The organism is Leptospira fletcheri, assembly GCF_004769195.1.
GTDB classification, from domain to species: Bacteria; Spirochaetota; Leptospiria; order Leptospirales; family Leptospiraceae; genus Leptospira_B; species Leptospira_B fletcheri.
In genome coordinates this window covers 404,049-427,014 of sequence record NZ_RQET01000001.1, presented here as the reverse complement: position 1 = coordinate 427,014, position 22,966 = coordinate 404,049, and the positions used below count along the sequence as shown (strand labels likewise).

At 47.6% G+C, this 22,966-nt stretch carries 18 protein-coding genes; 5 read left to right on the top strand and 13 right to left on the bottom strand.

Features of this window, described 5'->3' with window-relative positions:
- Positions 1-21 precede the first annotated feature (21 nt).
- Positions 22-1,281: an MFS transporter gene (locus tag EHO60_RS01825; RefSeq protein WP_135766449.1), complete on the bottom strand. Its 1,260-nt coding sequence runs from the start codon at positions 1,279-1,281 to the stop codon at positions 22-24.
- A 12-nt stretch (positions 1,282-1,293) separates the two neighbouring features.
- A complete protein-coding gene (locus EHO60_RS01820; RefSeq protein ID WP_135766448.1) occupies positions 1,294-1,875 on the bottom strand; it encodes an NUDIX hydrolase in 582 nt (193 codons plus the stop codon).
- A 104-nt stretch (positions 1,876-1,979) separates the two neighbouring features.
- Between EHO60_RS01820 and EHO60_RS01815 the strand changes: the two genes are divergently transcribed.
- The 3 genes from EHO60_RS01815 to EHO60_RS01805 all read left to right on the top strand — a co-directional run bounded on the left by EHO60_RS01815 (position 1,980) and on the right by EHO60_RS01805 (position 6,915).
- A complete protein-coding gene (locus EHO60_RS01815) occupies positions 1,980-3,995 on the top strand; it encodes an ATP-dependent helicase (protein WP_135766517.1) in 2,016 nt (671 codons plus the stop codon).
- Between the two features lie 5 nt (positions 3,996-4,000).
- On the top strand, positions 4,001-4,645 hold the full coding sequence (locus tag EHO60_RS01810) for a tetratricopeptide repeat protein (RefSeq protein ID WP_135766447.1): 645 nt from the start codon (positions 4,001-4,003) through the stop codon (positions 4,643-4,645).
- Between the two features lie 101 nt (positions 4,646-4,746).
- Positions 4,747-6,915, top strand: coding sequence for an LIC_12586 family protein (locus EHO60_RS01805; protein WP_135766446.1), 2,169 nt, complete (start codon positions 4,747-4,749; stop codon positions 6,913-6,915).
- Between the two features lie 15 nt (positions 6,916-6,930).
- Here EHO60_RS01805 and lpxB read toward each other — a convergent pair whose 3' ends face one another.
- The 11 genes from lpxB to EHO60_RS01750 form a co-directional block, all read right to left on the bottom strand.
- Positions 6,931-8,217: a lipid-A-disaccharide synthase gene (lpxB, locus tag EHO60_RS01800; protein ID WP_135766445.1), complete on the bottom strand. Its 1,287-nt coding sequence runs from the start codon at positions 8,215-8,217 to the stop codon at positions 6,931-6,933.
- Complete coding sequence (locus EHO60_RS01795; RefSeq protein ID WP_135766444.1) at positions 8,144-9,019, bottom strand: LpxI family protein; 876 nt, start codon at positions 9,017-9,019, stop codon at positions 8,144-8,146. Before EHO60_RS01795 ends, lpxB begins: the two co-directional genes overlap by 74 nt.
- Before the next feature lie 2 nt (positions 9,020-9,021).
- A complete protein-coding gene (locus EHO60_RS01790) occupies positions 9,022-9,273 on the bottom strand; it encodes an FmdB family zinc ribbon protein (RefSeq protein ID WP_135766443.1) in 252 nt (83 codons plus the stop codon).
- A gap of 29 nt (positions 9,274-9,302) precedes the next feature.
- The gene (locus tag EHO60_RS01785) at positions 9,303-10,733 is read right to left on the bottom strand and encodes an SH3 domain-containing protein (RefSeq protein WP_135766442.1); all 1,431 of its coding nucleotides are present in this window, start codon (positions 10,731-10,733) and stop codon (positions 9,303-9,305) included.
- A 22-nt stretch (positions 10,734-10,755) separates the two neighbouring features.
- Positions 10,756-12,342: a TolC family protein gene (locus EHO60_RS01780; protein WP_135766441.1), complete on the bottom strand. Its 1,587-nt coding sequence runs from the start codon at positions 12,340-12,342 to the stop codon at positions 10,756-10,758.
- A gap of 37 nt (positions 12,343-12,379) precedes the next feature.
- Positions 12,380-13,264: a succinate--CoA ligase subunit alpha gene (gene sucD, locus EHO60_RS01775; RefSeq protein ID WP_135766440.1), complete on the bottom strand. Its 885-nt coding sequence runs from the start codon at positions 13,262-13,264 to the stop codon at positions 12,380-12,382.
- 29 nt (positions 13,265-13,293) lie between these two features.
- Positions 13,294-14,466 carry an ADP-forming succinate--CoA ligase subunit beta gene (gene sucC / locus EHO60_RS01770; RefSeq protein WP_135766439.1) on the bottom strand — a complete coding sequence of 391 codons (1,173 nt, stop codon included), beginning with the start codon at positions 14,464-14,466 and terminating at the stop codon, positions 13,294-13,296.
- 440 nt (positions 14,467-14,906) lie between these two features.
- Positions 14,907-15,353, bottom strand: a complete 447-nt coding sequence (locus EHO60_RS01765; protein WP_135766438.1) for a DoxX family protein — start codon at positions 15,351-15,353, stop codon at positions 14,907-14,909.
- A 223-nt stretch (positions 15,354-15,576) separates the two neighbouring features.
- The gene (gene ruvA, locus EHO60_RS01760; protein ID WP_135766437.1) at positions 15,577-16,215 is read right to left on the bottom strand and encodes a Holliday junction branch migration protein RuvA; all 639 of its coding nucleotides are present in this window, start codon (positions 16,213-16,215) and stop codon (positions 15,577-15,579) included.
- A gap of 14 nt (positions 16,216-16,229) precedes the next feature.
- Positions 16,230-17,234, bottom strand: a complete 1,005-nt coding sequence (locus tag EHO60_RS01755; RefSeq protein ID WP_135766436.1) for a hypothetical protein — start codon at positions 17,232-17,234, stop codon at positions 16,230-16,232.
- A gap of 81 nt (positions 17,235-17,315) precedes the next feature.
- Positions 17,316-18,413, bottom strand: coding sequence for an MBL fold metallo-hydrolase (locus EHO60_RS01750; protein ID WP_246028090.1), 1,098 nt, complete (start codon positions 18,411-18,413; stop codon positions 17,316-17,318).
- A 265-nt stretch (positions 18,414-18,678) separates the two neighbouring features.
- Between EHO60_RS01750 and EHO60_RS01745 the strand changes: the two genes are divergently transcribed.
- Complete coding sequence (locus tag EHO60_RS01745) at positions 18,679-19,437, top strand: fatty acid desaturase (protein ID WP_246028089.1); 759 nt, start codon at positions 18,679-18,681, stop codon at positions 19,435-19,437.
- A 331-nt stretch (positions 19,438-19,768) separates the two neighbouring features.
- Entirely contained in the window at positions 19,769-22,870 is a 3,102-nt protein-coding gene (locus EHO60_RS01740; RefSeq protein ID WP_135766433.1) for an efflux RND transporter permease subunit, read from the top strand.
- Positions 22,871-22,966 lie beyond the last annotated feature (96 nt).

The following is a 22,966-nucleotide window of genomic DNA, read 5'->3' as shown; positions in this document are numbered from 1 at the left end:
GAACCTTATCTTGCCTTTGCTTCAGCCAGTCACGTCTTTTAAATCCAGTTTTCGAAGTCTAGGTGTGATCGCGGCAACCAAGCCCACGGTGAGAAGCGTCATGGTTCCTCCGAACACGACGGAAGGTGCAAGGCCCATCCATTTTGCCATCACTCCGGATTCGAACGCTCCGATTTCGTTCGAGGAGCCGATGAAGATGCTGTTCACTGCGGAAACCCTTCCTCTCATATGTTCCGGAGTGTATAACTGTACGATGGTTTGTCGGATGACTACGCTGACCATATCGAAGGCTCCGCTCGCGACTAATGCCAGGGCCGAAAGATAAAAATTTCTAGAAATCGCAAATACGATCATGCTCAGTCCGAATCCGAATACGCAGGCCAAGAGCAGGATTCCGGAATCTTTTTGGGGAGGTTTTGCCGCTATGAATAGGGCGCAGAGTACCGCTCCGACCGCCGGGGACATTCTCAGGATTCCGTATCCTTCCGGACCGAGAGAGAGTATGTTTTCCGCAAATGCGGGAAGAAGAGCCACGGCTCCTCCGAACAAAACCGCGAACAGATCCAGAGAGATGGCCCCGAGAATGATCTGGTGGCTGAATACGAATTTCCAACCTCCCGCGAGAGAGGCCAAAATCGATTCTTTCGGACCGCTTTCCGGTAATGGTTTGGAAGGAATGAACAGTAGTAGTCCCAAGGCCAGGAACATCAGGGCCATATCCGTGAAGTAAGCGATCTGGATTCCGCTGAACCCGATCAGGAGTCCTCCTAAAAACGGTCCCAATACGGAGGAAGTCTGCCAGGCGATTCCGCTCCAAGTCGCCGCGTTAGGAAACACTTCTTTGGGTACCAATTGGGTTTGGAACGCGGCCACACTCGGACTCAAAAACCCTCTAGAGATGCCCGAGATGAAAATGACTCCGTAGATCGGCAGAGTTCCGAATTTCGAAATCACCCATTCGAATTCACCTAACGTGAAAATAAATAAGAGCACGGAACAGAGAGTGAGAAGAAGAAGGGACCAAACGATCACTTTTTTGCGGGGAACCTTGTCCACGACCAGACCGGAAAAAAAGGAAACCGAAATGGAGGGAATGGCTTCCGTGAGTCCGATCAGGCCGAGGCTGAGAGCGTCTCCGGTGATTTTGTAGATTTGCCAGAATACGATCGTGGATTGCAGGATAAACGAAGTGGTGATCAGGAATTTTCCCAGTACGAAATTCCTGAAATCGGGAATCAGCAAGGATTCGAAAGGGGATTTTGAGAAGAGCTTTTTTTTCATGTGTGATCCGTTTTATTTTTTGGGAGGGTTTTTGATGAAGAACATTCCTAGGGCGGCGACCATCATTCCGTGGTGGAGGATATTCCGTTCTATCAGCTCGGGAATCTTTTCCAAAGAATATTCAAAAACTTCGATGCGTTCGCTTTCGTCCAGTTCCTGGCCGTGACCGTCAGGATGGACGTTTTTTGCCAAAAAGGTGTGACACCAATTATCGAATACCGCAGGATTTCCCGAAACTTTTCCCAGATATTCCCATTCTTCCGAAATATGGCCGGTTTCCTCGCGAAGCTCTGCTTGGGCGGATTCCAGTAAGGTGTTTTTTTCCGCGATTCCTCCCGGGATTTCCAGAGAGTAACGGTTCAGCCCATGCCTATATTGGTCGATCAGCAGGATTTTATTTTCCGGGGTCAGTGCGATGATGTTTACCCAATCCTTGGAAACCAGATGGAAGAAATCGCGGGAAACTTTCCCGTCCGGAGATTCCGTATGACAGGAAACTAAATCGAAAATAGGAGTTTGGACCAAAGATTTTGGTCGGTCTCGCTTCCAAAGGTTTTGGTCCGGGCGGTACAGGTCGGGTTGAAATTCTTGCATAGATTGGCGTTTCTTCCAGAATTCGGGAAACCCGTTTGATTCGCAACCTTTGCCTGTACGAGGTTGACAAGAAGCGAAACTCCCGAATTATGTCCCATGATTCCATGAAGCTGAACTCGGAACAGGAAAAAGCGGTCCGGACCGTACAAGGCCCCCTTCTCATCTTTGCCGGAGCAGGCTCCGGAAAAACCAGGGTTATCTCGAATCGGATCTCCCATATGATCCAGGACCATTCCATTCCGGCTTCCAGGATCGTCGCCTTATCTTTTACGAATAAAAGCGCTAAGGAAATGGGAGAAAGGGTCAGAAAGCTCGTATCTAGGAACCTTCTCAAAGGAATCGTACTTTCCACATTTCATTCCTTGGGTTTGGGAATCCTAAAAAAGCATATCGAAAAATTAGGATACAAACATCCTTTTCTGTTATTGAACCAAGCCGATCAGGAAGGTCTCATCACGGGAATGTTGGTGGCTCAGAAAATCGAACCGAAACGAGCCCAGGTGAGCGAGATTTTAGGGAAGATTTCCCGGATCAAAAACACGGGGCCGGAGCTACTCGAGACCTTTCAAAGTTCGATCAATGAAGGGGATCTTTCCGCCGCTTCCCTTTTCCAGCAATACCAAGACGCGTTAAAAGAACAGAATTGCATCGATTTCGACGATCTGATTCTTCTTCCTTCTAAACTTCTGAAAGACTTCGAGGAAGTGAGAGAAGAATATCATAAGAAGTTCCAGTATTTTCTCGTGGACGAGTTTCAGGACACCAATCGGACTCAGTACGAATTCCTGAGAGCTCTGATGGGTTCCTCCGACAATCTCTGCGTGGTCGGAGACGACGACCAGTCCATCTACGCGTTCCGAGGTTCCGATGTGAGTCTGATCCTAGGATTCGAAAAGGATTTTCCGGGAGCTACCGTGATTCGTCTTCTCGAGAATTATCGATCGACGGACATCATCGTTTCCGCGGCGAACTCCTTGATCCGGAATAATTCCTCGCGCAGGGAAAAGGAACTTTATTCCAGAGTTCCCGGGGCCAGGAAAGTGAAGTACGTGGAACGCACGGATGAAAAAGACGAAGCCGAGTGGGTGGTAGAGAATATTCGGGAGGAGATCATCAAGGAAGCGCGTAAGGGAAGCCAAATCGCGATCCTTTTCCGGACGAATTTTCAATCCAGACCTTTCGAAGAGTCTCTCCGCGCGAGAGACATGGCCTACAAGGTGGTAGGAGGCTATAACTTCTTCGACAGAAAGGAAGTTCGGGATTTGATCTCCTATATTCGTTTGATCGCAAACCAAAAAGACGACGCGTCCCTTTTGCGCATCATCAATTATCCGAAACGAGGGATCGGTCCCGGGTCCATTTCCTTGGTGCACGAAAAGGCGGGACAGAATAAGGAATCGCTCTACGAAACCTTGTTTAGAGTTTGCGAATCCCCCGATTTTCTTCCGGATCTGAACCGTAAGGTCGCCTCCGAAATCTATAATTTCGTGAATCTGATCGAAAAATCCAAAAAGAAATTTTCCTCCTCTCCGCGTCTCTTTTTCGCCTTGCGGGAATTCATCGGAGAGCTGGGCTTGGAAAAGGAAATCATCCTGGAGGAGAAGGAGGAAAAGGTCGCCAAAGCTAGGATTTACAACATGTCCGAATTGGTGAATATGCTCGCATTTTTCGAGGAAAACAACGAAACGGGTGAAAAACCTACGCTTTTCGACTTTATCAACCGTTTGGCGATGTTGATGGAAGACGAGCCTTCGGATGAAAAGGAGGATAATCGGATCCAACTGCTTACCATTCACCAATCCAAAGGGCTGGAATTCGAATCGGTGTATGTGGTCGGATTGGAAGAAGGGATCCTGCCCAACGGCCGAATTTCTTCCGAAGAAAACTCCGTTGACGAGGAAAGGCGTCTGATGTACGTGGCCATGACCCGAGCCAAGGTCCATTTATGCTTGACAGGAGCCGCAAATCGACGCAAATTTGGGGAGCAATTGAGTTCAGAGCCTTCTCGGTTCTTAAAAGAGATCTCTCCCGAGACCTTAGACTGGCTTTCCAACGAGGAAACAAGACAACAAGAGACGGAAGATTTCCTCCAAGAACTCGAAAAATTGAAAACGGGATAATAAAAATGAAGAGATATCTCGCTATACTGGTGCTGGGGAGCTTAGCTTCTTTTTCGTGTGCAACGGCGCAAAGAGAAAGTGCAGTGTCTGCAAACCTTGAATCCCAGGTCAGAGCAGAAATCAAAATCATCGATTCGCAATTACCAGGGATCGGTATGGAGGACAAAAGGCGTTCCGAACTCCTCCTCCAGAAAGCAAAGTTATTACTTAAAATCGAATCCTTCAAGGAAGCCTCTCTCGTTCTGAAAGAGCTCCAGAATTCCAAGGAAGGCAAGAATCTTCTCCATTTGGACCATTACCTCGGGTCCGCTTACTTGGGAATCAACGATTACGGAAATGCAATCGTTCACTTTCGTAAATCCGATAATATAGACAGGGATTTCGAATCTACGAACCGCAGAAAGATGTGGGCCAAAGCTTATTTCGAAGACGAGAAATACGGCCAAGCTCTCGGGATTCTCGGGCGCGCTGCCAGAGATAAGAATTTCGAGAAGGATCTATTCTATTATGAGACCGTCGTCGTCAGCTTCTATCGGATTAAGGAATACAAAAGATGCCAGATGGTTCTGGAAGAAGGATTGCAGAAATATCCAGAGAGCGCCGTTCTACGGGAGACTTCGGAAAAGATCGCGCAACTCCTACCGCGATAATCCGGTTTTCGTTTCCGTTTCCTAAAAATCCGTTTATCAAAAGGGACCGAATCGAGTTTCAGATTCCGGTCCCATTTTATATTTATAAGTATTCCAGAATATTGTATCTTCGCGCAAAGACGGTCGCGGAGCAGCCGTACTTCCGCAAGATATCCGTTCTTGTAGTGACGCTTCTTCTTTTATCCGTTGCCGTTAAGGAAGGAGCGGAATGGTATTTTGTACACCGAGTTTTGGATCTGAGAGGAATCAAGGAGCTTTCCCGAAATTTCATCAACGGCGAGCTGGGAAGAGCCGTAGCTTTGGGAGTCGTAGAGTTCGAATTTCCGAACCACGTTTTTATAGAAGATCTCAAGATTTCGAGCGAGGGAGATTTTGCGGCGCAGCATCTGATCCTGAGGGCAAATAAGATCGAATTGGTTTTGCGCGGACTTTGGAAAGGGACCCCTTCGGTGAAGGCGATCCGAGTCAGAAACGCACAGATTTACCTGGATCTGGAAGATCGTATTTCGGGAGAAATCCTAGGCTATATCCATAAGATCAATATCCCGGAAATCCTGCTCGAAAACACCACAGTGACTTTGGTTAGAGGAGGAAAGGTTCTTCTGGAAGAGGTGAGGGGAGTGGATTTTTTGATTCGAAAGGACGGAAATCGGATCTCCGTCGGAATTTCGGACTCCGTATTTCCTTGGCCCGGGTTGCGTTACGTAAACGGTACTTTCTCCACCGACGTCGGATCCAAAGGGATGTCTTTGGCTTTGGATTTTAGGAACGCAAGAGCGAAAGCGATCGGCGGATTGTATTCCGAGCTGTCCCCTTTTTTACCGCAGAACGGCCGCATCTCCGGCAAAGCGTTTCTGGAAGTGGAGGACGGAATTTTAAAGGGAAATGGAAAGACCGAATTTTCCGCGGTAAGCGGAATCGTCATGCAAGAACTTCCTCTTAAGGAGGAGCCGTGGGAATGGAGAAACGTATCTCTCGAACACGAATGGGCTCGTTCCAACGGGAAAGAAGGAACATATAAAGAATATCATAAACTTTTAAATAACGAAGATTCGTTGGAATTTTCCCGCGAAAAAGGGACCAAGGGATTGAGAAATTGGGAATTGAAACTGGACGTGTCCGACTTGGATAGGGTTCGCGATTTTTTACCGATTTCCGAGCAATTAGAGTCTTTCGGAGGGAGCCTAAGGTTACTTTGCAAGGGAAAAGAAACCGGTAATTCCAACGATTGGGTCCAGCTAGAAAGCGGATTTACTCTGAAGCATTTCCGTTGGAAAGATCCGGAACTGGATCTTGAGGTGAAAGAAGGAAATCTAAATTGGGATCGGAACGGTTCTTTCCGTATGGAAATGATCGGCTCCCAATTCGGTTTTCCTGCTCGCTGGACTTCGCGAGGCAAAGCTGGGTTTCGCAAGGCTTTTAAGGGGGACGGCACTCCGTATTATCAGGTTCAGGGGGATTTCGACACCGAGTTGAAAACGGATTCCATCGTGTTGGAGAATTATCTTCCTTGGTACAAACGGATGAGGCAGGAGGTGAGGGAAGAAGTCCGCACCAGAATGGAGAAACTGATCCCGGAAATTCATTTCGTTCGCACGCCGGTATATAAATACTTCCTGGAGTTTTCCACCGGAAATCTCAAGGTAGATGCGAAGGAGATGCGTCTGAAATCCGACCTTCCGAATTTGGGGGTTTTGGCTCTAAATCTCAAGTTCGCGCCATCTCAATCTAGATTGGAAGGAAAATTGTCGGGAGTCGGGGAAGGTAAGATCTCTTCCTATTTTACCTACGGAAGCGATAACCCGTATTTCAATTTCGAATTCGAAGGGAGCGATCTTCCGTGGAAACTCGCCTCCTTTAGATTCTGCGGAAAGGATCTGACTCCCGAGAAAATTTCCACCAAGGGAACGATTCGGTTCTTCGGAAATAATTTCCTGGACTTTCGCGATCATTTTTATATGAATCTGCAGGAAGTCCTTTTTAAGGGCGTACATTGGAGCGGGAATGCGAATTTTCCTCTTCCGTTGCAACCGGGATTCGATATGCAATTCGAATACGGAGATCCCGGAAATCCCATGTTGAAAAACCTAGTCTGGAAATCCGGAAATTTCAACGGGACCGGAAACGCCTACGGGGAAGAAAATTCCGATCTTCGTTATTCCGTCACGGGTTTCACTCAAACCGCTTCCAGCGATTCCGCTTTTACGATCAGCTCGGTCCCGTTCTATTCCAAGTTCCGGGAAACAAGAGAGATCTGCGTTCCGGAATGATTCCGATCATGTTCCTTAGCCGGCGGTGCGTTTTTCCTTAATGAAATGAACGACGGCTTTTGCCGCATTTTTAGAAGTAGGTTCGTCGCCTAAGGATCGTTTTACGGAGGCGATATCCTCTATCATTGCGTGTCTGTATTTTTTATTCTTTAGGATGGCTAAGGATTCTTCGAAGGCCATTTCGGGAGTACATTCCGCTTGTATCAATTCCCGCGCAGTCTCCCTACCGGAAAGGATGTTCACCAAACCTATGTACGGAGTCCGAATCACCTGCGAAGCGATGAAGTAGGTCAGAAAGCTGACTTTATAGAGGATGATCATCGGCTTTTCGAAATAGACCACTTCCAGAGTCGCAGTTCCGGAAGCCACCAAGACCAAATCCGCAGCCTCTATCGCCCTTAACGATCGATCGAAACTGTACTCCACGTTCAAGTTCGGGGAAAGGGCCGAGATTTTTTCGATGGAACGAAGGATAAACTCCTCCTCTTTCGCGTTGATATTCGGGATTAGGAAGCGGACATGTTTCTTTTCTTTTTCCAAAGCTTCATGAAGCAATTTTGCGGTCTGTAAAAGCGTTTGCAGGATGCGTCGGATCTCTCCGCTTCTGGAACCGGGCATAAGCGTGACGATGTACGTAGAGGAAGGTTTGTTTTCTCCGGTTTCCGGAAAAACCGCTTCTTTCTTGATCTTCTCCTTGATTCTCTGAGCGATCGGGTGTCCGACGAAAACGCTTCTTACTCCGTATTTATCGTACAGTTCCTTTTCGAAAGGGAAAAGGACGAGCATCAAGTCCACGCATTCCTGGATCCCATAGATCCGATCGAATTTCCAAGCCCAAAGCTGGGGAGAAACATAGAAGATCACTTTGATTCCCAATGCCTTCAGTTTGCGGGCTAATCTTAGGTTGAATCCGGGATAATCGACAAGGACCGCATGAGTGCAGGAGCGGGACGTAGCTTCTTCTACGATCTTTTCCATCAGAGATTTCAGGAACTTATATTTGAACAGCACTGCGGTGAATCCGATCACAGAGAGCTCCTCCATGTTTTCGATGGAGTCGAATCCTTCTTCTATCATCCTAGGTCCGCCTACTCCGAAAAAGGGGGAGTCGGGGTAGGTCTTTTTCAACTCGTGGATGAGTTCTCCTCCGAGTAGATCCCCCGAATGTTCTCCGGCTAAAAATAAGAAGGAGGGTGACGAATCGAGGCTCCAATCCCCCGCGCCAACTCTAGGCTTTGCGGGGGACTTTTTGGATTTCGGGGAGTCTTTTTTGGGTGCTATTGATTTTCGAGAGGTTACCACGGCCGATACTCAAGATATGTATTTTTAGTTTTTCGGCAAGGCGAATAAATTCCGGAGGATCCACCACGATGGTTTCTCCTTCCCTCAAGGAGAGGATTTCGCAGTCGCTTTCCTTCATCGTTTTCAGGGTTTCCACGCCAACGGTGGGAAGATCGAACCGGTCATCCTGGCTAGGTTTGGAACTTTTACATACGACCGCCTTGTCCTTTTTGGCAAAGGAGCCTCCGCGTCGAATCGCCAAATCCGTTCCTTCCACGGCTTCCACCGCCAATACGGACTTATCCAATACGACGACCGTCTGGCCTATGTCCAAATGAGCGATTTTCTCCGCATATTCCATTCCGAATTCCACATCGGCCAACTGTCTTTTGTCCAAGGCTTTTTTCGTATACCTACCTTGCGGGAGAAGAAGAGATTTCAGATACGTTTTTTGGGAGAGGATCCGGATCCCTTCTTTTTCGAATTCTTCGGCCACCGTTTTGAAAATGGAATAATCGTGCCGGTTTACCATTCTCGCCAATAAAGCGATGGCTTTCAGATCGAAATTCATACTTTTGAATATGATTTCCTTTTTGACCTTTCCTAATAGAAGGAGGCGATCGATTCCGTTCGCTTTACAGGATTTTAACAATCCTCCTATCTTCGCGATGCGAATGGGTACGACCCGGTCCGGATAGTCGCCGGGAGTAAAATCCGATTCCGCGATGGAAAGAAACAGCGGATCTTCTCCGGCCGCTAAGGCTTCGCGCATTCCGATTTGCGGAAGGTCTCCTCCTCCCGCTAAAATTCCTAAACGGCCCAAGTTCAGCCGGAGGATTCGGACGAACCGGACGAGGAATTGGAGGAGTTAGAAGAGTTAGAGGAATTCCCGGAAGATTTATAATCCGTGACGTAGAATCCGGAACCCTTGAAGATGATTCCACCTCCGTTCGAGATCAGACGCTCGACTTCCCCTTTACCGCAAAGGATACAGGTCTTGATCGGATCGTCCTTCATGGATTGGAAGTATTCGAAAGTTTGGCCGCAGTTTTTGCAGCGGTAGTCGTAAGTAGGCATAGTTGAATCTCCTAATATAATTCCTGCCCTTAGAAATGAAATTCGAACCGAAAGGCCGCTAGATTGGAATCGGAACGTTTTTCCGGTTGAAGAAGGCAAAGTTTGTATCGGGTCTCTTCCTCCGGAGAAAAATCCTCTTCCGGGCGGATCCCTTGCAATGCCACGGTTTCTCCGAGGAGCAGAGAGGCCGAGGCGGATCCGGAGTTCGAAGATGAAATCGCGATCCGGAAACGGCGTTTGCCGGAGGAATTTCCCGTAACGTATCTATTTCTGTTAATCGAAATGCTATCCCGTTCCAAGTCGATCTGAAATCCGGGCTTCCAGGATCCAGGTTGTCCGGCATAAAGTCGAAAGATAGGAACAGGCTCTTCTCCGCTGAGGCTGGCTGAGACAAATTCCAGGGAACGGAAGGGTTCTTCGACCAATCTACAGATCTCCGTATATTTTCCGTTTTGGGATCTATATAGTACGATTCCGTAATCTCCATCGAGTGCGATCTTGTCGGTTTTCAAATATTCTCCGTGAAATCCGGGCGGCGGTTGGTTCGGCTCCCAGAACGCGAAATCCCATGCTGTACTTTTTTCCGACTGCGAAAATCCGGCCAACATGGCCTCCGCTTTTTCCTGAGGATAGGGATCTTCCGCCGTAAAGGTGGAGAAAATCCAACCGGTGACGGAGAGTTCGGGAACATAGATCTGAAGCCAATTTCCTTTTTTCCCTCCGATCGTTTCCGAACGAGGATCCCTATCCAACACGTACAGAGTCAGATTTTTTTTCAATCGGGCGCGGCCAGGGTTCTCCGTTCCGGGCCCGGTCCGAAGGTTGGTGTTTTCTCCGGTGTTTTTCAGTCTTCCCGTAAAAAATACGGAATCTTCCTGCGAGCTCAAAAATCCGAGTCGCTCTTCGGCTTCCTTTTTGTCCGGTTCGGTCAGAGGAATTTCACGCTTTAGAGCTTTCCTAAGTGTAACCGAATATTTCGCACCGAGAACGAGAGGATCGGATTTTAGGAATTCCTTCAGGTATTTTAGAAAATTCGATTCTTCTTCCCAATCGGACGCGGATTCCAGTCGGAACGCCAGAGCTTTTTCCCGTAAAAATCCCCCGCGCGGGAGCTTGGTTAAAAAAACGTCCTCGAAGACAGGAAAGCCGGCACCTTCTCCTACGGAAAGGAATCCGATTTTTGTAATATTAGAGAATCGGGTCGCTTCCTTGTTTTGTTCCGCGGGTTCCAATTTTTTGAGCTCGGAGTTGAAGGAGACAAGGGACTGGGAAGCGTAGAATAGATCGTAAGGAGAAGGTTCGGAAAGAGTTCCTACGGAACGGACCACTTTTTCCCATTTTCCTTTTTTAAAATTCTCGTAGATCGTGTCCGAAGGCTTGGGCCAAAACTTCCAAGCCAAGACGATCAGAAGGATAAGGGCCGCGATCCCGAAGAGTGAAAGGAAAAATCCGCGCTTCAAAAGTGGTTTCGGTTCTTCCAGTTTATTGAAGATTCGGAAGTAGTTTGTCCACGTCCAAATCGAAGCGTTCCAACAAAGTATTTTTCGCGATGTAATAACGCATCAGATCGATATTGAAGTTCACTTTCGCTTGGGTCAGGCTGAGTTGGTCTCTTACCAGAGTGTCCAATGCGTTTTTTACGGAAACGGCATCCATCCTTCCTTGGCGGAAAGATCTTAGAACTCCGTTGTAATAATTCTGCGATTCCCGTTCCGTAATGATGGAATTCTTATAAATCCGGTAGCTCGCTTCGAGGGAATCGATCCTGGTGCGGACATCGTCCCGCACTTGATTCTTGATATCCAGTTCCTGAAGATTGGCTTGCTTTACTCCGATCTCGGAATCCCGGCGACCGGCATACACTCCTTTGTCGAAGATCGGATAAGAGAGAGCCACCTTGGTCTGGTAATCCTTGTATTTTAAGGAGCCGACCCCATCCGCCGGATCGCTATAGTTTTTTTCCGGAGAAACGAGGGTCTGTGCTTGGGAAGCCGCATAACCGGAAACCGTCAAGCTAGGAAGCTGGTCGTTCTTTGCGTTCTTTAAGAGAACTTCCGCAATTTCCTTTTGTCGGAGAGCGTTTTGGTAATCCGCTCTTTTTTGATACGCGACCGTGAGGTCCGCGGTATAATCCGGCTTGGAAGGTATGTCTTCTAAGAGGTCGGTTTCTTCCGAAAGTTCGGTATTATCGTCCAGTCTTAAGTTACGAGCCAGCTTTCTCTTCGCTTCGTCCTTTTGCACGATTGCGGTTTCCAACTGGCTATCCGCCTGGGCCAGAAGGGAATTCCATTGGTTTACCTCGAAGGATTCGGACAATCCCAAGCTTTGCTTACGCATGGTGAGGTTACGTATGTCTTTTACGTTTTCTTGAAGTTTCCTGTACGTTTTTAGAGAATGCAATTTGATGGAATAATCCCAAAAGTCCAGGAGTGCGTCCACGATCGCTTGTGAAATCTGCTGAGAAACCTGGTTTCTCGCGATTTCTCCCTGCTTGGTCAGGATTTTTTCCTCGTTCCGGCTTTGTAATCCGAAGGAGTTCTTCAGCAGATCCTGGCTAAAGGTGAGTCGGATAAAGCCGGTATACAAAGGGGGAAGGCCTAATCCGGAGAAACTCGCGGTAAACGGGTTGCTCTTGTCCTCGAACGCGTTGGAGTCGAATCGGGTGTTTCCCGCTTCGAGTTTGAAATATGTCCCTGTGGTCCGGATGGTCTTTTCGATCCCGCCCTTGATCGTATCGTTCGAGATTTTGTTACCGGTAAAGACGTTGTTTTGGTTGAACGGTAAGATCGTCTGGTTGAAGGAGTTATCGCTCACGATTTTCCAAGAATACTTGGATTCGGACTTTAAAAAACCGGAATCCGATTTTACCAATTCATAACGAAGATTCTGCAGGTTGAAGTTGCTTTCCAGGGAACGTTTTACCGTTTCCTCTGTGGAAAGCTTCAACTGCTTCGTGACCGTTTGGGCGGAAATCCCGAGTTGGGATAGGATCAGAATCGTTCCATACGCGAAAACCCGACCGGCCAAGCCGAGGGAAGAACGTTTCGAATTTTTTTGGCGCTGGTTCATGTAGACCTCCGATTCTGATCCCGAATTTAGACCGGTATTAACCGATCGCTTTCTTCATTTTTTCGCCCACTTCGGCGATGGATTGGCAGACATGGATGCCCGCTTCGGTCATGGCTTTCATTTTGGATGATGCCGTTCCCATTCCACCGCTGATAATCGCTCCCGCGTGCCCCATCCTTTTGCCCGGTGGAGCCGTTTGGCCTGCGATAAACCCTACGACGGGTTTTTTCACGTTGTTTTTGATATAAGCTGCCGCTTCTTCTTCCGAGGTTCCGCCGATTTCTCCGATCATGACGATCCCTTTGGTTTCGGAATCCTCGTTCAAAAGTTTGATCGCTTCGGTGTGGTTCATTCCGGGAACAGGGTCCCCTCCGATTCCGATTACGGTGGATTGTCCCAGTCCATGCTGGCTTAACTGCGCTACGGATTCGTAAGTCAAGGTTCCGGAGCGAGAAACGATTCCGATATTTCCAGCTTGGTGGATAAATCCGGGCATGATTCCCATTTTTACGCTATATTTCGGAGAGATGATCCCCGGACAGTTCGGTCCGATCAAACGGGTTTTGGAACTGCGAAGAGCGCTGTACACTTTGAGCATGTCATGGGTAGGAATGCCTTCCGTAATACAAACGACCAGAGGGATTTCGTTAAAAATTCCTTCTAAGATCGCGTCCGCCGCAAAGGGAGGGGGGACGAAAATAATGGAGGCGTTGGCACCTTCTTTTGCAATCGCATCTTTGAGGCTGTTAAATACGGGAACCGCCTTGCCTGCCAAATCAGTGGTTGTGCCTCCTTTTCCGGGGGTCACACCTGCGACTACGTTCGTACCGTATTCCAGCATTTGGGTTGCGTGAAAAGATCCTTCTTTTCCCGTGATTCCCTGGACTACGACTCGGGTATTGTTATCTACTAATACTGCCATTCTTGATTATAACCTTTTTGTCCGTTTCCTTATTGAATCGATTGGCCCACTTTCTTGGCCGCAGTGCGTAGGTCTTCTTCCGCGATGATGTTCAAGCCGGATTCATTCAAAATCCGTTTTCCTTCTTCCGCGTTCGTTCCTTTTAGGCGCACCACCAACGGAACGTTGATGTTTACCGCTTTTGCGGCTTCGATGATTCCGTTTGCTACTCTGTCGCAACGTACGATCCCGCCGAAAATATTTACGAAAATTCCTTTTACGTTCGGATCTCCGAGGATGAGTTTAAATCCGTTCGTAACCGTAGTTACGTTCGCTCCACCGCCCACGTCTAGAAAGTTAGCGGGCTCCGCTCCGGCCAATTTTACGATGTCCATGGTCGCCATCGCCAATCCGGCTCCGTTGACCATACAACCGATGTTTCCGTCCAGTTTTACGTAATTGATATTGTATTCGCTGGCCTTTACTTCGAGCGGATCTTCTTCGGAGATATCTCTGAAAGCCGCGTTATCTTGGTGGCGGAAAAGAGCGTTTTCGTCCAAGTCGATCTTGCAATCTCCGGCGATAATTTCGTTTTCTTTCGTCAAAATCAGAGGATTGATTTCCAAGAGGGAGGCGTCTTCTTTGATGTATGCCTGGTATATGGAAGTCAAAAGAGCCTTAAAGGATTTGTGGGATTCGGCTGGCAAGCCGAGGTCGAAAGCGAGTTGGGAAGCCTGGTTCGGTTGCAGTCCGATTCCCGGATCAACGGCGATTTTCAGGATTTTTTCCGGATGGGTTTCCGCAACTTCTTCGATCTCCATTCCTCCTTCGGTAGACGCCATAATGATGGTCTTGCGAATGGAACGGTCCAGCAGGACACTTATATAATATTCTTTTGCGATATTAATTCCCTGCTCCAAATAGACTTTGAGGACTTTTTTGCCTTCCGGTCCGGTTTGAGGAGTTACCAATTGCATTCCTAGGATCTTATCGACTGCGGCGAGGGCGTCTTCTTTGGTTTTGGTTACCTTGACTCCTCCGCCTTTTCCACGCCCTCCGGCGTGAATCTGAGCTTTCACAACAACGACTGGAGTTCCGGTTTTTCCGGAAACTTCGTCGTATGCTTTTGCTCCGTCTGATTTTTGATCGATAACTACGCCGAAGGGAACCTTCGCGTTATGGCGTCTCAGGATTTCTTTCGCCTGGTACTCGTGAATTTTCATGCATTGGCCTTTTTATTGGGGTTGATGAATGGATACAAAATCGCTTTTTCTAAGGATTTTCGCCCGGAATTTCCTGTCTATCGTTATTAGGTGCCAGGAATCGGGAGTGAGATGCTTAGGATCGAGTCGGTGCTGCAGGAGCTCCCGGATATGGGTTTTGGCCCGCGCTCATGTTCCGGTAGGGAAGTGGGCTCTTGGGAGAATCCTGGAAATGTCGATCAGAAACAGGATGTTTTCGTAAGCCTTTCTTCAGTTTTCCTTGTTGCAGGAGCTCCGCCAGAGAATTTTTTAAAAAGAACTTTCTTTTGGGGAAAGCATGTGCTATACGCGTTCGGTCCGCCGCTTCGAGGGTGCCGCCACACCGGCCCCCGCCCAGGAAGGGCGGGGAGACCCCAATGCCCGCAACGGAATTTTCCGAAGCGATTTTCCGAACTTTCTCGTTAGAGCAATCCCTGGAGCCAAAGATCCAAGGAATAGATTCCGCCGCCGGTAATCCCGAGAACGACAGCAATTCCGATTCCAAGAATATGGTATTCGTAACCTTCTCCTTGCTGTGCCCCGAACCAGTTCATGAAAAATCCATGTTGTCTGTGGACGAGAAGGGTTGCTCCCAATAGAATGATGCCGATGCTAATCGCGGAAAAACGAGTTAAGAATCCGAGTAGCAAGGTGACCGATCCGAAAGATTCTCCTAAAATCACCAAAACCGCTATGATTCCAGGAAGTCCTGCCTGCTGCGTCATATATCCGTATGTGCCTTTGAAGCCGTAACCGCCAAACCATCCGAAAAGTTTTTGGGCTCCATGGGGAAAGATCACCACGGCCAAAATAATCCGAAGTAAAAAAGGAACTAAGTCTTCCTTTGTGGAAAGAAGCGCTTCTAACATTGTTTCTTCTCCTATCATTTTCCTTATCAAGAAGGGAAATGATTCATGTTTTAATGCTTTGAATTTGAACTATTTTGTCAACTCATTTCTTTTCCTCCTGTCGATTTTTGAAAAAGGGGGGGCTAGGAAGGGGTTCCAGGTCGGGGGATTCTGTCTCTTTGGTAGGTATTTCGGATTGGGGATGATTTGGAGTCCGGGCTTTATATCTATCGGAATTTGAGGATCAAAGGTTTTTTAAGATTTCCCGGATGAGCTCGCCGGTGTCGGTAAACGATTGTTTTTTGAGGTGTTTTTCGACTTCTTTTGCAGCGGATTTATCGTCGAACCCGAGCTGAACTAATGCTTGGATTGCGGTTTCCTTGAAGCGGTCTGCAGGAGAGGGAAGGACACTCGGTCCGAATTCCGAGGGAATCGGATCCGTGGGAGTTCCCTCCAAAAAAAGTTCTAATTTTTTCTTATTCTGCTTCACCTCGAAAAAGATCTTTTCCGAGGTTTTGGACCGAACTTTGGGAATTTTTTCCAGATCTTTGGCCTGGCCGGAAGAGACGATTCCGTACAATTCCCAAGGGGTGAAGAAGGAAAGCACTTTTAAGGCGGTCATTTCTCCTATCCCGTGCAATCCTTTGATCACTTTAAAAAATTCCTTGTCCCGTTCGTGAAGAAAACCGAAGAGGCGCTGCCCCCGCTCGGTCATCGAATGGTAGATGTGCAGTCTCACGTCCTTTTTTTCGGCCTTAAAGTTCTCCTTTAATTCCAGATACGTTTTAAAGGAAATTGTAATTTCGTAAGTGATCGATTGTACGTCCAAATGAACGGTATTCACTTCCAATTTACGAATAGAACCTTGCAGACCGGAAATCAAATCGGATCCCTTCCTTAAAAATTGATACCTGCCGACCCGATCAGTTCCATAAAATCGAAATTCTGGGTCGCTCTGTCTTTACTTCTACCGTTGGTAAGGATGTTCGTAAGATCTATGTATCCCCCTCTTCCTCCGATTTCGATAAAGAAGGAACGGAAGAAGTCGAGTCTTGTTCCGACATACGCCGTGACTCCGTAACCGGACAAGTGGAAGTGATTGTTCTTTCCTTCTCCGAAAAGACGGACATCGCTACGGCAAACCACCGGCCCACCGCCGGCGGAACCTACCAAGCTGAATGCGTGTTGTCCGTCCTTGGAAACCCAGAAGGAATTCGTAAAACCGGGTTCGATGAAGAAGAAATTCAATCCGTCGGTATGTTCGAATTTCAAAAAATCCGGAGTGATATTGACAGTCTGCCCTCCACCGTGGTATCCGGCGAACTGGTTCAGGTTATTCGGAAAGGTATAGAGATAAACGGCGGATTCCGGAGAAGTCCCGAACCGTGCTCGTTGGATCGCCAACGGATCTATGTATCCTGAAATGGTCCCGGCCTGACCGGGAGTCATCACGTATTTCATATGATCCTCTCCGAAAGAGATGAAAAAATGATTCGTAATGTAGTACGCGAATTTGAAGTTAAACTGCGGTGTTTCCCATAGATTGATGTTTACATAGCTGGAATCCACGCTTTGCGGTTTGTCCCTGGCATCCACCCCTTTGAGAGTGAAATGATACCCGGGACCCCGGAAGTTGATATCGCTTTGGGAAAATGAGGTTCGATTGTAACCCCATTGGAATGTCCAGGTTCCTTTGCGTTCGTCTACCCGCCTTTCCGCCTTCTTCGTTTTAGATACGTCTTCCTCGGGTTTTTCCTCAGCTATTGCCATAGGAACCGTAGGTGCATCGGATTCCTTCGCATTTGTTCCAGGCACGCATATCAGAGCCCCTAGGAAAATCGCGCTTATATAATAAGCGAAATAAGGTTTTGAATTCACTTTTGGGAAAAAAATATTTTTCATATCTTACAACCGTCGTCTCCGTTGTGAAAATACCAGAATTCAGAGAAAGAAAAGGACGGCTATTTATTTTCCGAATGTTGATTATTCTAAATCTATCCCACTGCCTATGGTCCAAGGTAGAACTCGAACTCCGTTCTTATTCCCCCAAGAAATTCCCGTATAGAGGGGGTTTAGTCCTTTAATATCCGGAATTTCGGGAAAATTCAATTTTCCTTTCAGATCCATTAAGGGTTCCTGGGGAAGATCGTCTCCGAGAGGAAAGGTTCCCCAATGGATAGGCGCGAAGGATCTCGCGTTCAGATCTAAGGAGGCAGTTAAGGCTTCGTCAGGTCCTATGTGGGCGTATTTCATGAACCACCTAGGTTTGTATGCACCTATGGGAAGCAGGGCTAAGTCGATCGGCTTTCCCAACATCTTTGCAATTTCTTTAAAATGAACGGAATATCCGGTATCTCCAGCGAAATACAGAAGTTTTCCGTTGGCTTCGATCGAGTAGCTTCCCCAGAAATACTGGTTCGTATCATTGATTCCCATTCGGCTCCAATGATACGCGGGAAGAAAGGTGACTTTTACGGAATCTTGCCGTGTTACTTGTCCGATTTCCTGCACTTGCACAAGACCCAATTTTTCATCCGAAGAAAAAGCCTTCATGCCGGAAGGCAGAAGAATCTTTAACCCCGGGTTCTTTTCCCGAAGATATCTGAGGCTGGGTCGATCCAAATGATCCCGGTGTGCGTGGCTGACTACGACTAGATCCACAGGAGGAAGCGTTTCCTTCGATATCGGAAGGGGGACCCAACGGTCCACTAAGAGAGGAGATTCGAATATGGGGTCGGTGAGGATATTTACCGTTTTTCCTCCCGAATTCACGGAAATCCAAACCGTGGCGTGCCCGAACCAGACCACTTTAACAGTTCCGTCCTTGGCTAAAAGGCTGGAAGGAGTTCTTTCCAAAACCATAGGAGGTTCTTTGTCTAGATTCGGAAGGGCGAGGGGGTCGCGAGGGCCGAGAAGTTTCCATTTGAGTACGGAAAAGAAAGATTTACCGTTCAGTTCCTCATCGGGAGCTAGATTTCTGAATCGTCCGTCCTTGTAACTGGGAGATAGATTCCGGTCGGGATCCAAAGGGAAGCAACCAGACAGAAGTATGGTAGAAACGACCAAGAGGACGGATTTCATTTTTATCATATTGTATCATTGGACGGGAGGCTCGGAAAAAGGGAGAATTTTTTCCTTCGAAATGATTGCTTTGCAAAGCCTTTTTCCGGATCTAGATCGATAGATGTCTGTTTCGACCATGAACCCAATTCGAGAGCTTCCAACGCGGCAGAACATTCGAATTGCGTGGGGATTGATTCTTTTTTTCGGAAGCCTACATTTTTCGATTCCTGTCTTGCTGAACTTCTTCCCGGGCATGGTCGGTATCGGGATCTTCTTCGCCGTTGTGAGCGGTCCTTTCTCTTATCTGCTTTGGAATTTGATCCATGAAAGTATTCACGGTAATTTTTCCAACGACCGATCCCAAAGCCAATTTTGGGGGCGAGTTCTCTCAATCTTATTCGGTACACAATTCGTGGTGTTGAAGGCTAGTCATTTGATGCATCATAAATTCAATCGCGAGGCGGGGGATAGAATCGAATTCTTCGAGGCAGACTCCGGTCGCCCGAGATGGATGCAAAGTCTGAACTACTATTTCAGAATCACGTTCGCTACGTACCTATTCGAAGTAGGAATCGGTTTCGTTCTGTTTCTTCCTTCAGCTTGGTCGAAAAGAATCTCGCAGAAGACGGTTCGATATCCGATTGAAGATGCTTTCTTTAAATGGGTGCTGAAGCCAGAGATCCTTTCGGAGGCTCGAAAAGATTTATTATTCACGTTTTTATTATATTCCGTTTCTTTTTGGCTATATGGAACCCATTTTTGGATTCTTTTGATTCTGTTATTATTACGCGCTTTCTTCGTGTCTTTCTTTGATAACGCATATCATTATGCGAAGGAAATCGACAATAAGAATTCGGCATACAACCTACGGCTTCCGGATCGTCTTAGTCGCTGGTTTTTGCATTTCAACTATCACAGAATCCATCATCGGTTTCCTGGAGTTCCGTGGAATCGACTGCCGAAACAGATGGAGACGGTCGGCGAATTTTGGGACAAAGGGTTTTGGAGACAAGCCTGGAGTCAATGGAAGGGACTGATTTAGGACCGAGTCGTGGAAATGCCGATCGGAAAAAGGATGTTTTTGTAAGCCCTTTTTTCAATTTTCTTTGTTGTAGGAGGTCCTGCAGGGAATTTTTTAAAAAGGACTTTCCTTTGGGGAAAATATATGTTACGCGAGTGCGGTTGCCGCTTCGAGGGTACCACCGCACCGGCCCCCGCCCAGGAAGGGCGGGGAGACCTACACCCCATCTCGACTTCTTCTTCTCGACTTTAGTCGGAATCAGTATTCCGACTAAAGTCGAGAACTGAAATTTCTTTCTCTTCCCTTGACTGGAACGGCAAGTTTCCGAAATTAGGCCTTTGGACGAAAGGCAATGCGCGGTATTATAGAATCCTTTATTCGAAATCGGTTATTTTTATATTTAGGGACTGCTTTCGTTTTTCTTGCCGGTCTGGTCTCTCTCTTGGGACTTCGTCGGGATACGTTTCCGAATGTGGACATGAAGCAACTCGTGATCACGACGAAATTTCCTGGCGCTGCTCCGGCGGATGTGGAATTGAGGGTCACGTATCCGATCGAGGAAAAAATCAAGGAGATAGACGGAATCGATGAGATCCGTTCTTTTTCCCGGAATTCCGCTTCGGACATAGACGTGCGTGTGAGTTTGGAGGAGAAGGATCCCGAAAAAATTCTGGATGAGATTCGCAGGGCGGTAGACAGTGCTACGTCCGAATTTCCCGCCCAAGTCACGGAAAAACCGAAAATCACAGAACGCAAATCCAGCTCCTATCCCATTTTGGAATTCTCCGTTTTTGGAGGAAAAAACGAGATCGAGCTACACACCACGGCGGAGTTTATCGAGAGGGAGCTCGAAAAAATTCCGGGAGTGGCTCGCGTGGACGTATTCGGTAAGAGGGATCGAGAATGGCATATTCTAGTCAACGCGAATCGCCTCAAGCAGTATCAATTGGATTTGTCCGACGTTACAAACGCGATCCGAAACCGAAACGTGAACCTTCCTGTCGGCTCGGTCGAAACGCAAGTAGCCTTCGATCTTAGGATAGACGGGGAATTTCGGGAGCCTTCGGACATTTACAAAGTCCCGATCCGAACCAACGATTTCTTTTCCAAGATTCCTCTCGGAAATCTGGCAAGAGTGGAAGATACTTTCGAATACCCTCGCTTTCTTGCGATCGCGAACGGCGAGCAAGGACTGATTCTGTCCGTGGTGAAAAAGGAAAGGTCGGATGCCATCGATACGGCGGACAAGGTGAGAAAGAGATTGTCAGAACTCTCCGCAACCGTGCCTCCGGAAATAAAAACCTTAACGTTAAGCGACGAGGCCAAGCGGACTTCGAAACGCTTGGATGTCGTCTCCTCCAACGCTCTCATCGGATTCTGTATCGTTTTCGGGATTCTATTCCTATTTTTGGATTTTAGAACGGCCACACTGACTTCTCTTTCTCTTCCCATTTCTATGTTGATGACTTTCGCGGTGATCCCGTTTTTCGACGTTTCCTTTAACATGATTTCCATGATGGGATTGATCATCGCTTTGGGTATGTTGGTGGATAACTCCATCGTGATTTCGGAGAATATCTATACCTATTTGGGAAAAAATATGGATTCCTTTTCGGCTTCCGTCAAGGGAACGATGGAAATGACGGTTCCGATCTTCGGATCCTATCTGACTACCGTAGCCGCTTTTCTTCCCATGTTGTTTATGACGGGAATTATGGGGAAATTCGTATGGCAGATCCCTCTCGTAGTAATCGTTGCTTTGACCGCGAGTTTATTAGAATCCTTTCTGTTTTTGCCGGCAAGGATCAGCGTCTTCGCAAAGACTCCGGAGGAGTTACAACGATCGTCCCGTCTCCGGAAGAATCTGGATTCTTTTTTCCATCGGATGGAGGAGAAGTTCTCCGATTTTATCGCGTTTTGCCTGCGCCATAAATTTTCCTCTTTCGCAATTATCGTAATTCTGATTCTACTTTCCTTTTTTGCCTTGGGTAGAATGAAATTCATTCTCTTCCCCAAAGAAGACATCGAGATTTTTACGGTAAAGGCGGAGTTTCCTAGTTCGTACCGGATCTATCAAACGAGAGAGAAAATGAAGTATATGGAGACGGTGATCCGGAAGATTCCCGCAAACGAACTCGTAAGTTACTCCATAAAGATAGGAGTGCAACAAACGGATTCGGACGATCCGCTTTCCAGATTCGGAGAAAACTTGGGAGTCGTCCTGGTATATCTGACTCCGGAATCGGATCGGAAACGTAAGGCGAGCGAGATTCTGGCTTCTCTGGAATCGGATTTCAAAAAAACTCCCGGGTTGGTCGGAGTCTATATGGAGGAGTTCGGTGCGGCTCCTCCGATCGGTGCACCGATCACGGTTTCTATTTTAGGAAAAGATTATGGACAGCTCGAAAAAGTCTCCCTCGAACTCCAGAACTTTCTGAAGACGATTCCGGGCGTCCATTCTATCCGGGACGATTATCGTTACGGAAGAAAGCAAATGCAAATTCGTCTGGATGAAGGATTGGAAAGTTTTACGGGTATTTCCAGTTTTGCGGCGGCAAACACTCTGAGGGCGGCCTATGACGGAGAAAGAGCCGGCACGGTTCGAAAGGGAAGGACGAAGATTTATCTGAGAGTCCAGTACGATCAGGATTTTAGAAAGGATCCGGAGGAAATCAAACATATTCCTTTGCGGAATAAGGCCGGAAACATCACGCACCTGGCTAAGATTTCCAAAATGGAACTCGTCGATTCTCCCGAACTCCTTTCTCACAGGGATTTCGAAAGAGCGATCACGGTCAATGCGGACGTAAAAACGGAAAAGATCACGGCTCACGAGGCGAATTCCAAAATCATCCAGGAATTCAAGCCTCTGATCGAAAGGCAGTATCCCGGGATTTCCCTCGCCTTCGGGGGAGAGGAGAAGGATACCCAGCGTTCCATGGAATCCCTGGGTAAGGCCGGAATCTTGGCGTTATTCGGAATTTTCGCGATTCTCGCGTTGACGATGCAGAGTTTCTGGCGTCCCTTCCTGATCCTGAGTACGATCCCTTTGGGAATTACCGGGATCGTGATCGGCTTTCCTCTTTCGGGGAAGGCGATCAGCTTTTTGGCTATGATCGGGATCATCGGACTTGCGGGCGTTCTCGTAAACGCTTCCATCGTTTTGGTGGATTGTATCGATTCCATCCAAAAAGGATCCGAGGATTCCTTGGATTCCATACTTTTGGAAGCTAGTCGCAGACGTTTTCGACCGATTCTTCTTACGACCTTGACTACCGTAGCGGGGATCCTTCCCACCGCGTACGGATTGGGTGGAACGGATCCCGTTCTTGTTCCGATGACTTTGGCTTTGGGCTGGGGGCTCGGGTTCGGAACCTTGGGGAGCTTGATCTACGTTCCGATCGTTCTTTCCGTGTTTCAGAGATTTTCCAAAAAAGGAAAAATCCACCGCTAAGTCGTTCTTTTCTGCTGCGCAAGGAAACGGATCGGGAAGCGAGGTGAAAAACCTAAATCTCTTGCGTACCATTCGGCCCATCGCATCCTGGCCTTC

Excerpts from the sequence above, each read along its gene's own strand:
- EHO60_RS01740 (WP_135766433.1), top strand. The coding sequence starts at position 19,769 with ATGCGCGGTATTATAGAATCCTTTATTCGAAATCGGTTATTTTTATAT.
- EHO60_RS01765 (WP_135766438.1), bottom strand. The coding sequence starts at position 15,353 with ATGTTAGAAGCGCTTCTTTCCACAAAGGAAGACTTAGTTCCTTTTTTA.
- EHO60_RS01755 (WP_135766436.1), bottom strand. The coding sequence starts at position 17,234 with ATGAAAAATATTTTTTTCCCAAAAGTGAATTCAAAACCTTATTTCGCT.
- EHO60_RS01820 (WP_135766448.1), bottom strand. The coding sequence starts at position 1,875 with ATGCAAGAATTTCAACCCGACCTGTACCGCCCGGACCAAAACCTTTGG.
- EHO60_RS01810 (WP_135766447.1), top strand. The coding sequence starts at position 4,001 with ATGAAGAGATATCTCGCTATACTGGTGCTGGGGAGCTTAGCTTCTTTT.
- sucC (WP_135766439.1), bottom strand. The coding sequence starts at position 14,466 with ATGAAAATTCACGAGTACCAGGCGAAAGAAATCCTGAGACGCCATAAC.
- EHO60_RS01825 (WP_135766449.1), bottom strand. The coding sequence starts at position 1,281 with ATGAAAAAAAAGCTCTTCTCAAAATCCCCTTTCGAATCCTTGCTGATT.
- EHO60_RS01780 (WP_135766441.1), bottom strand. The coding sequence starts at position 12,342 with ATGAACCAGCGCCAAAAAAATTCGAAACGTTCTTCCCTCGGCTTGGCC.
- EHO60_RS01790 (WP_135766443.1), bottom strand. The coding sequence starts at position 9,273 with ATGCCTACTTACGACTACCGCTGCAAAAACTGCGGCCAAACTTTCGAA.
- EHO60_RS01750 (WP_246028090.1), bottom strand. The coding sequence starts at position 18,413 with ATGAAATCCGTCCTCTTGGTCGTTTCTACCATACTTCTGTCTGGTTGC.
- EHO60_RS01815 (WP_135766517.1), top strand. The coding sequence starts at position 1,980 with ATGAAGCTGAACTCGGAACAGGAAAAAGCGGTCCGGACCGTACAAGGC.
- sucD (WP_135766440.1), bottom strand. The coding sequence starts at position 13,264 with ATGGCAGTATTAGTAGATAACAATACCCGAGTCGTAGTCCAGGGAATC.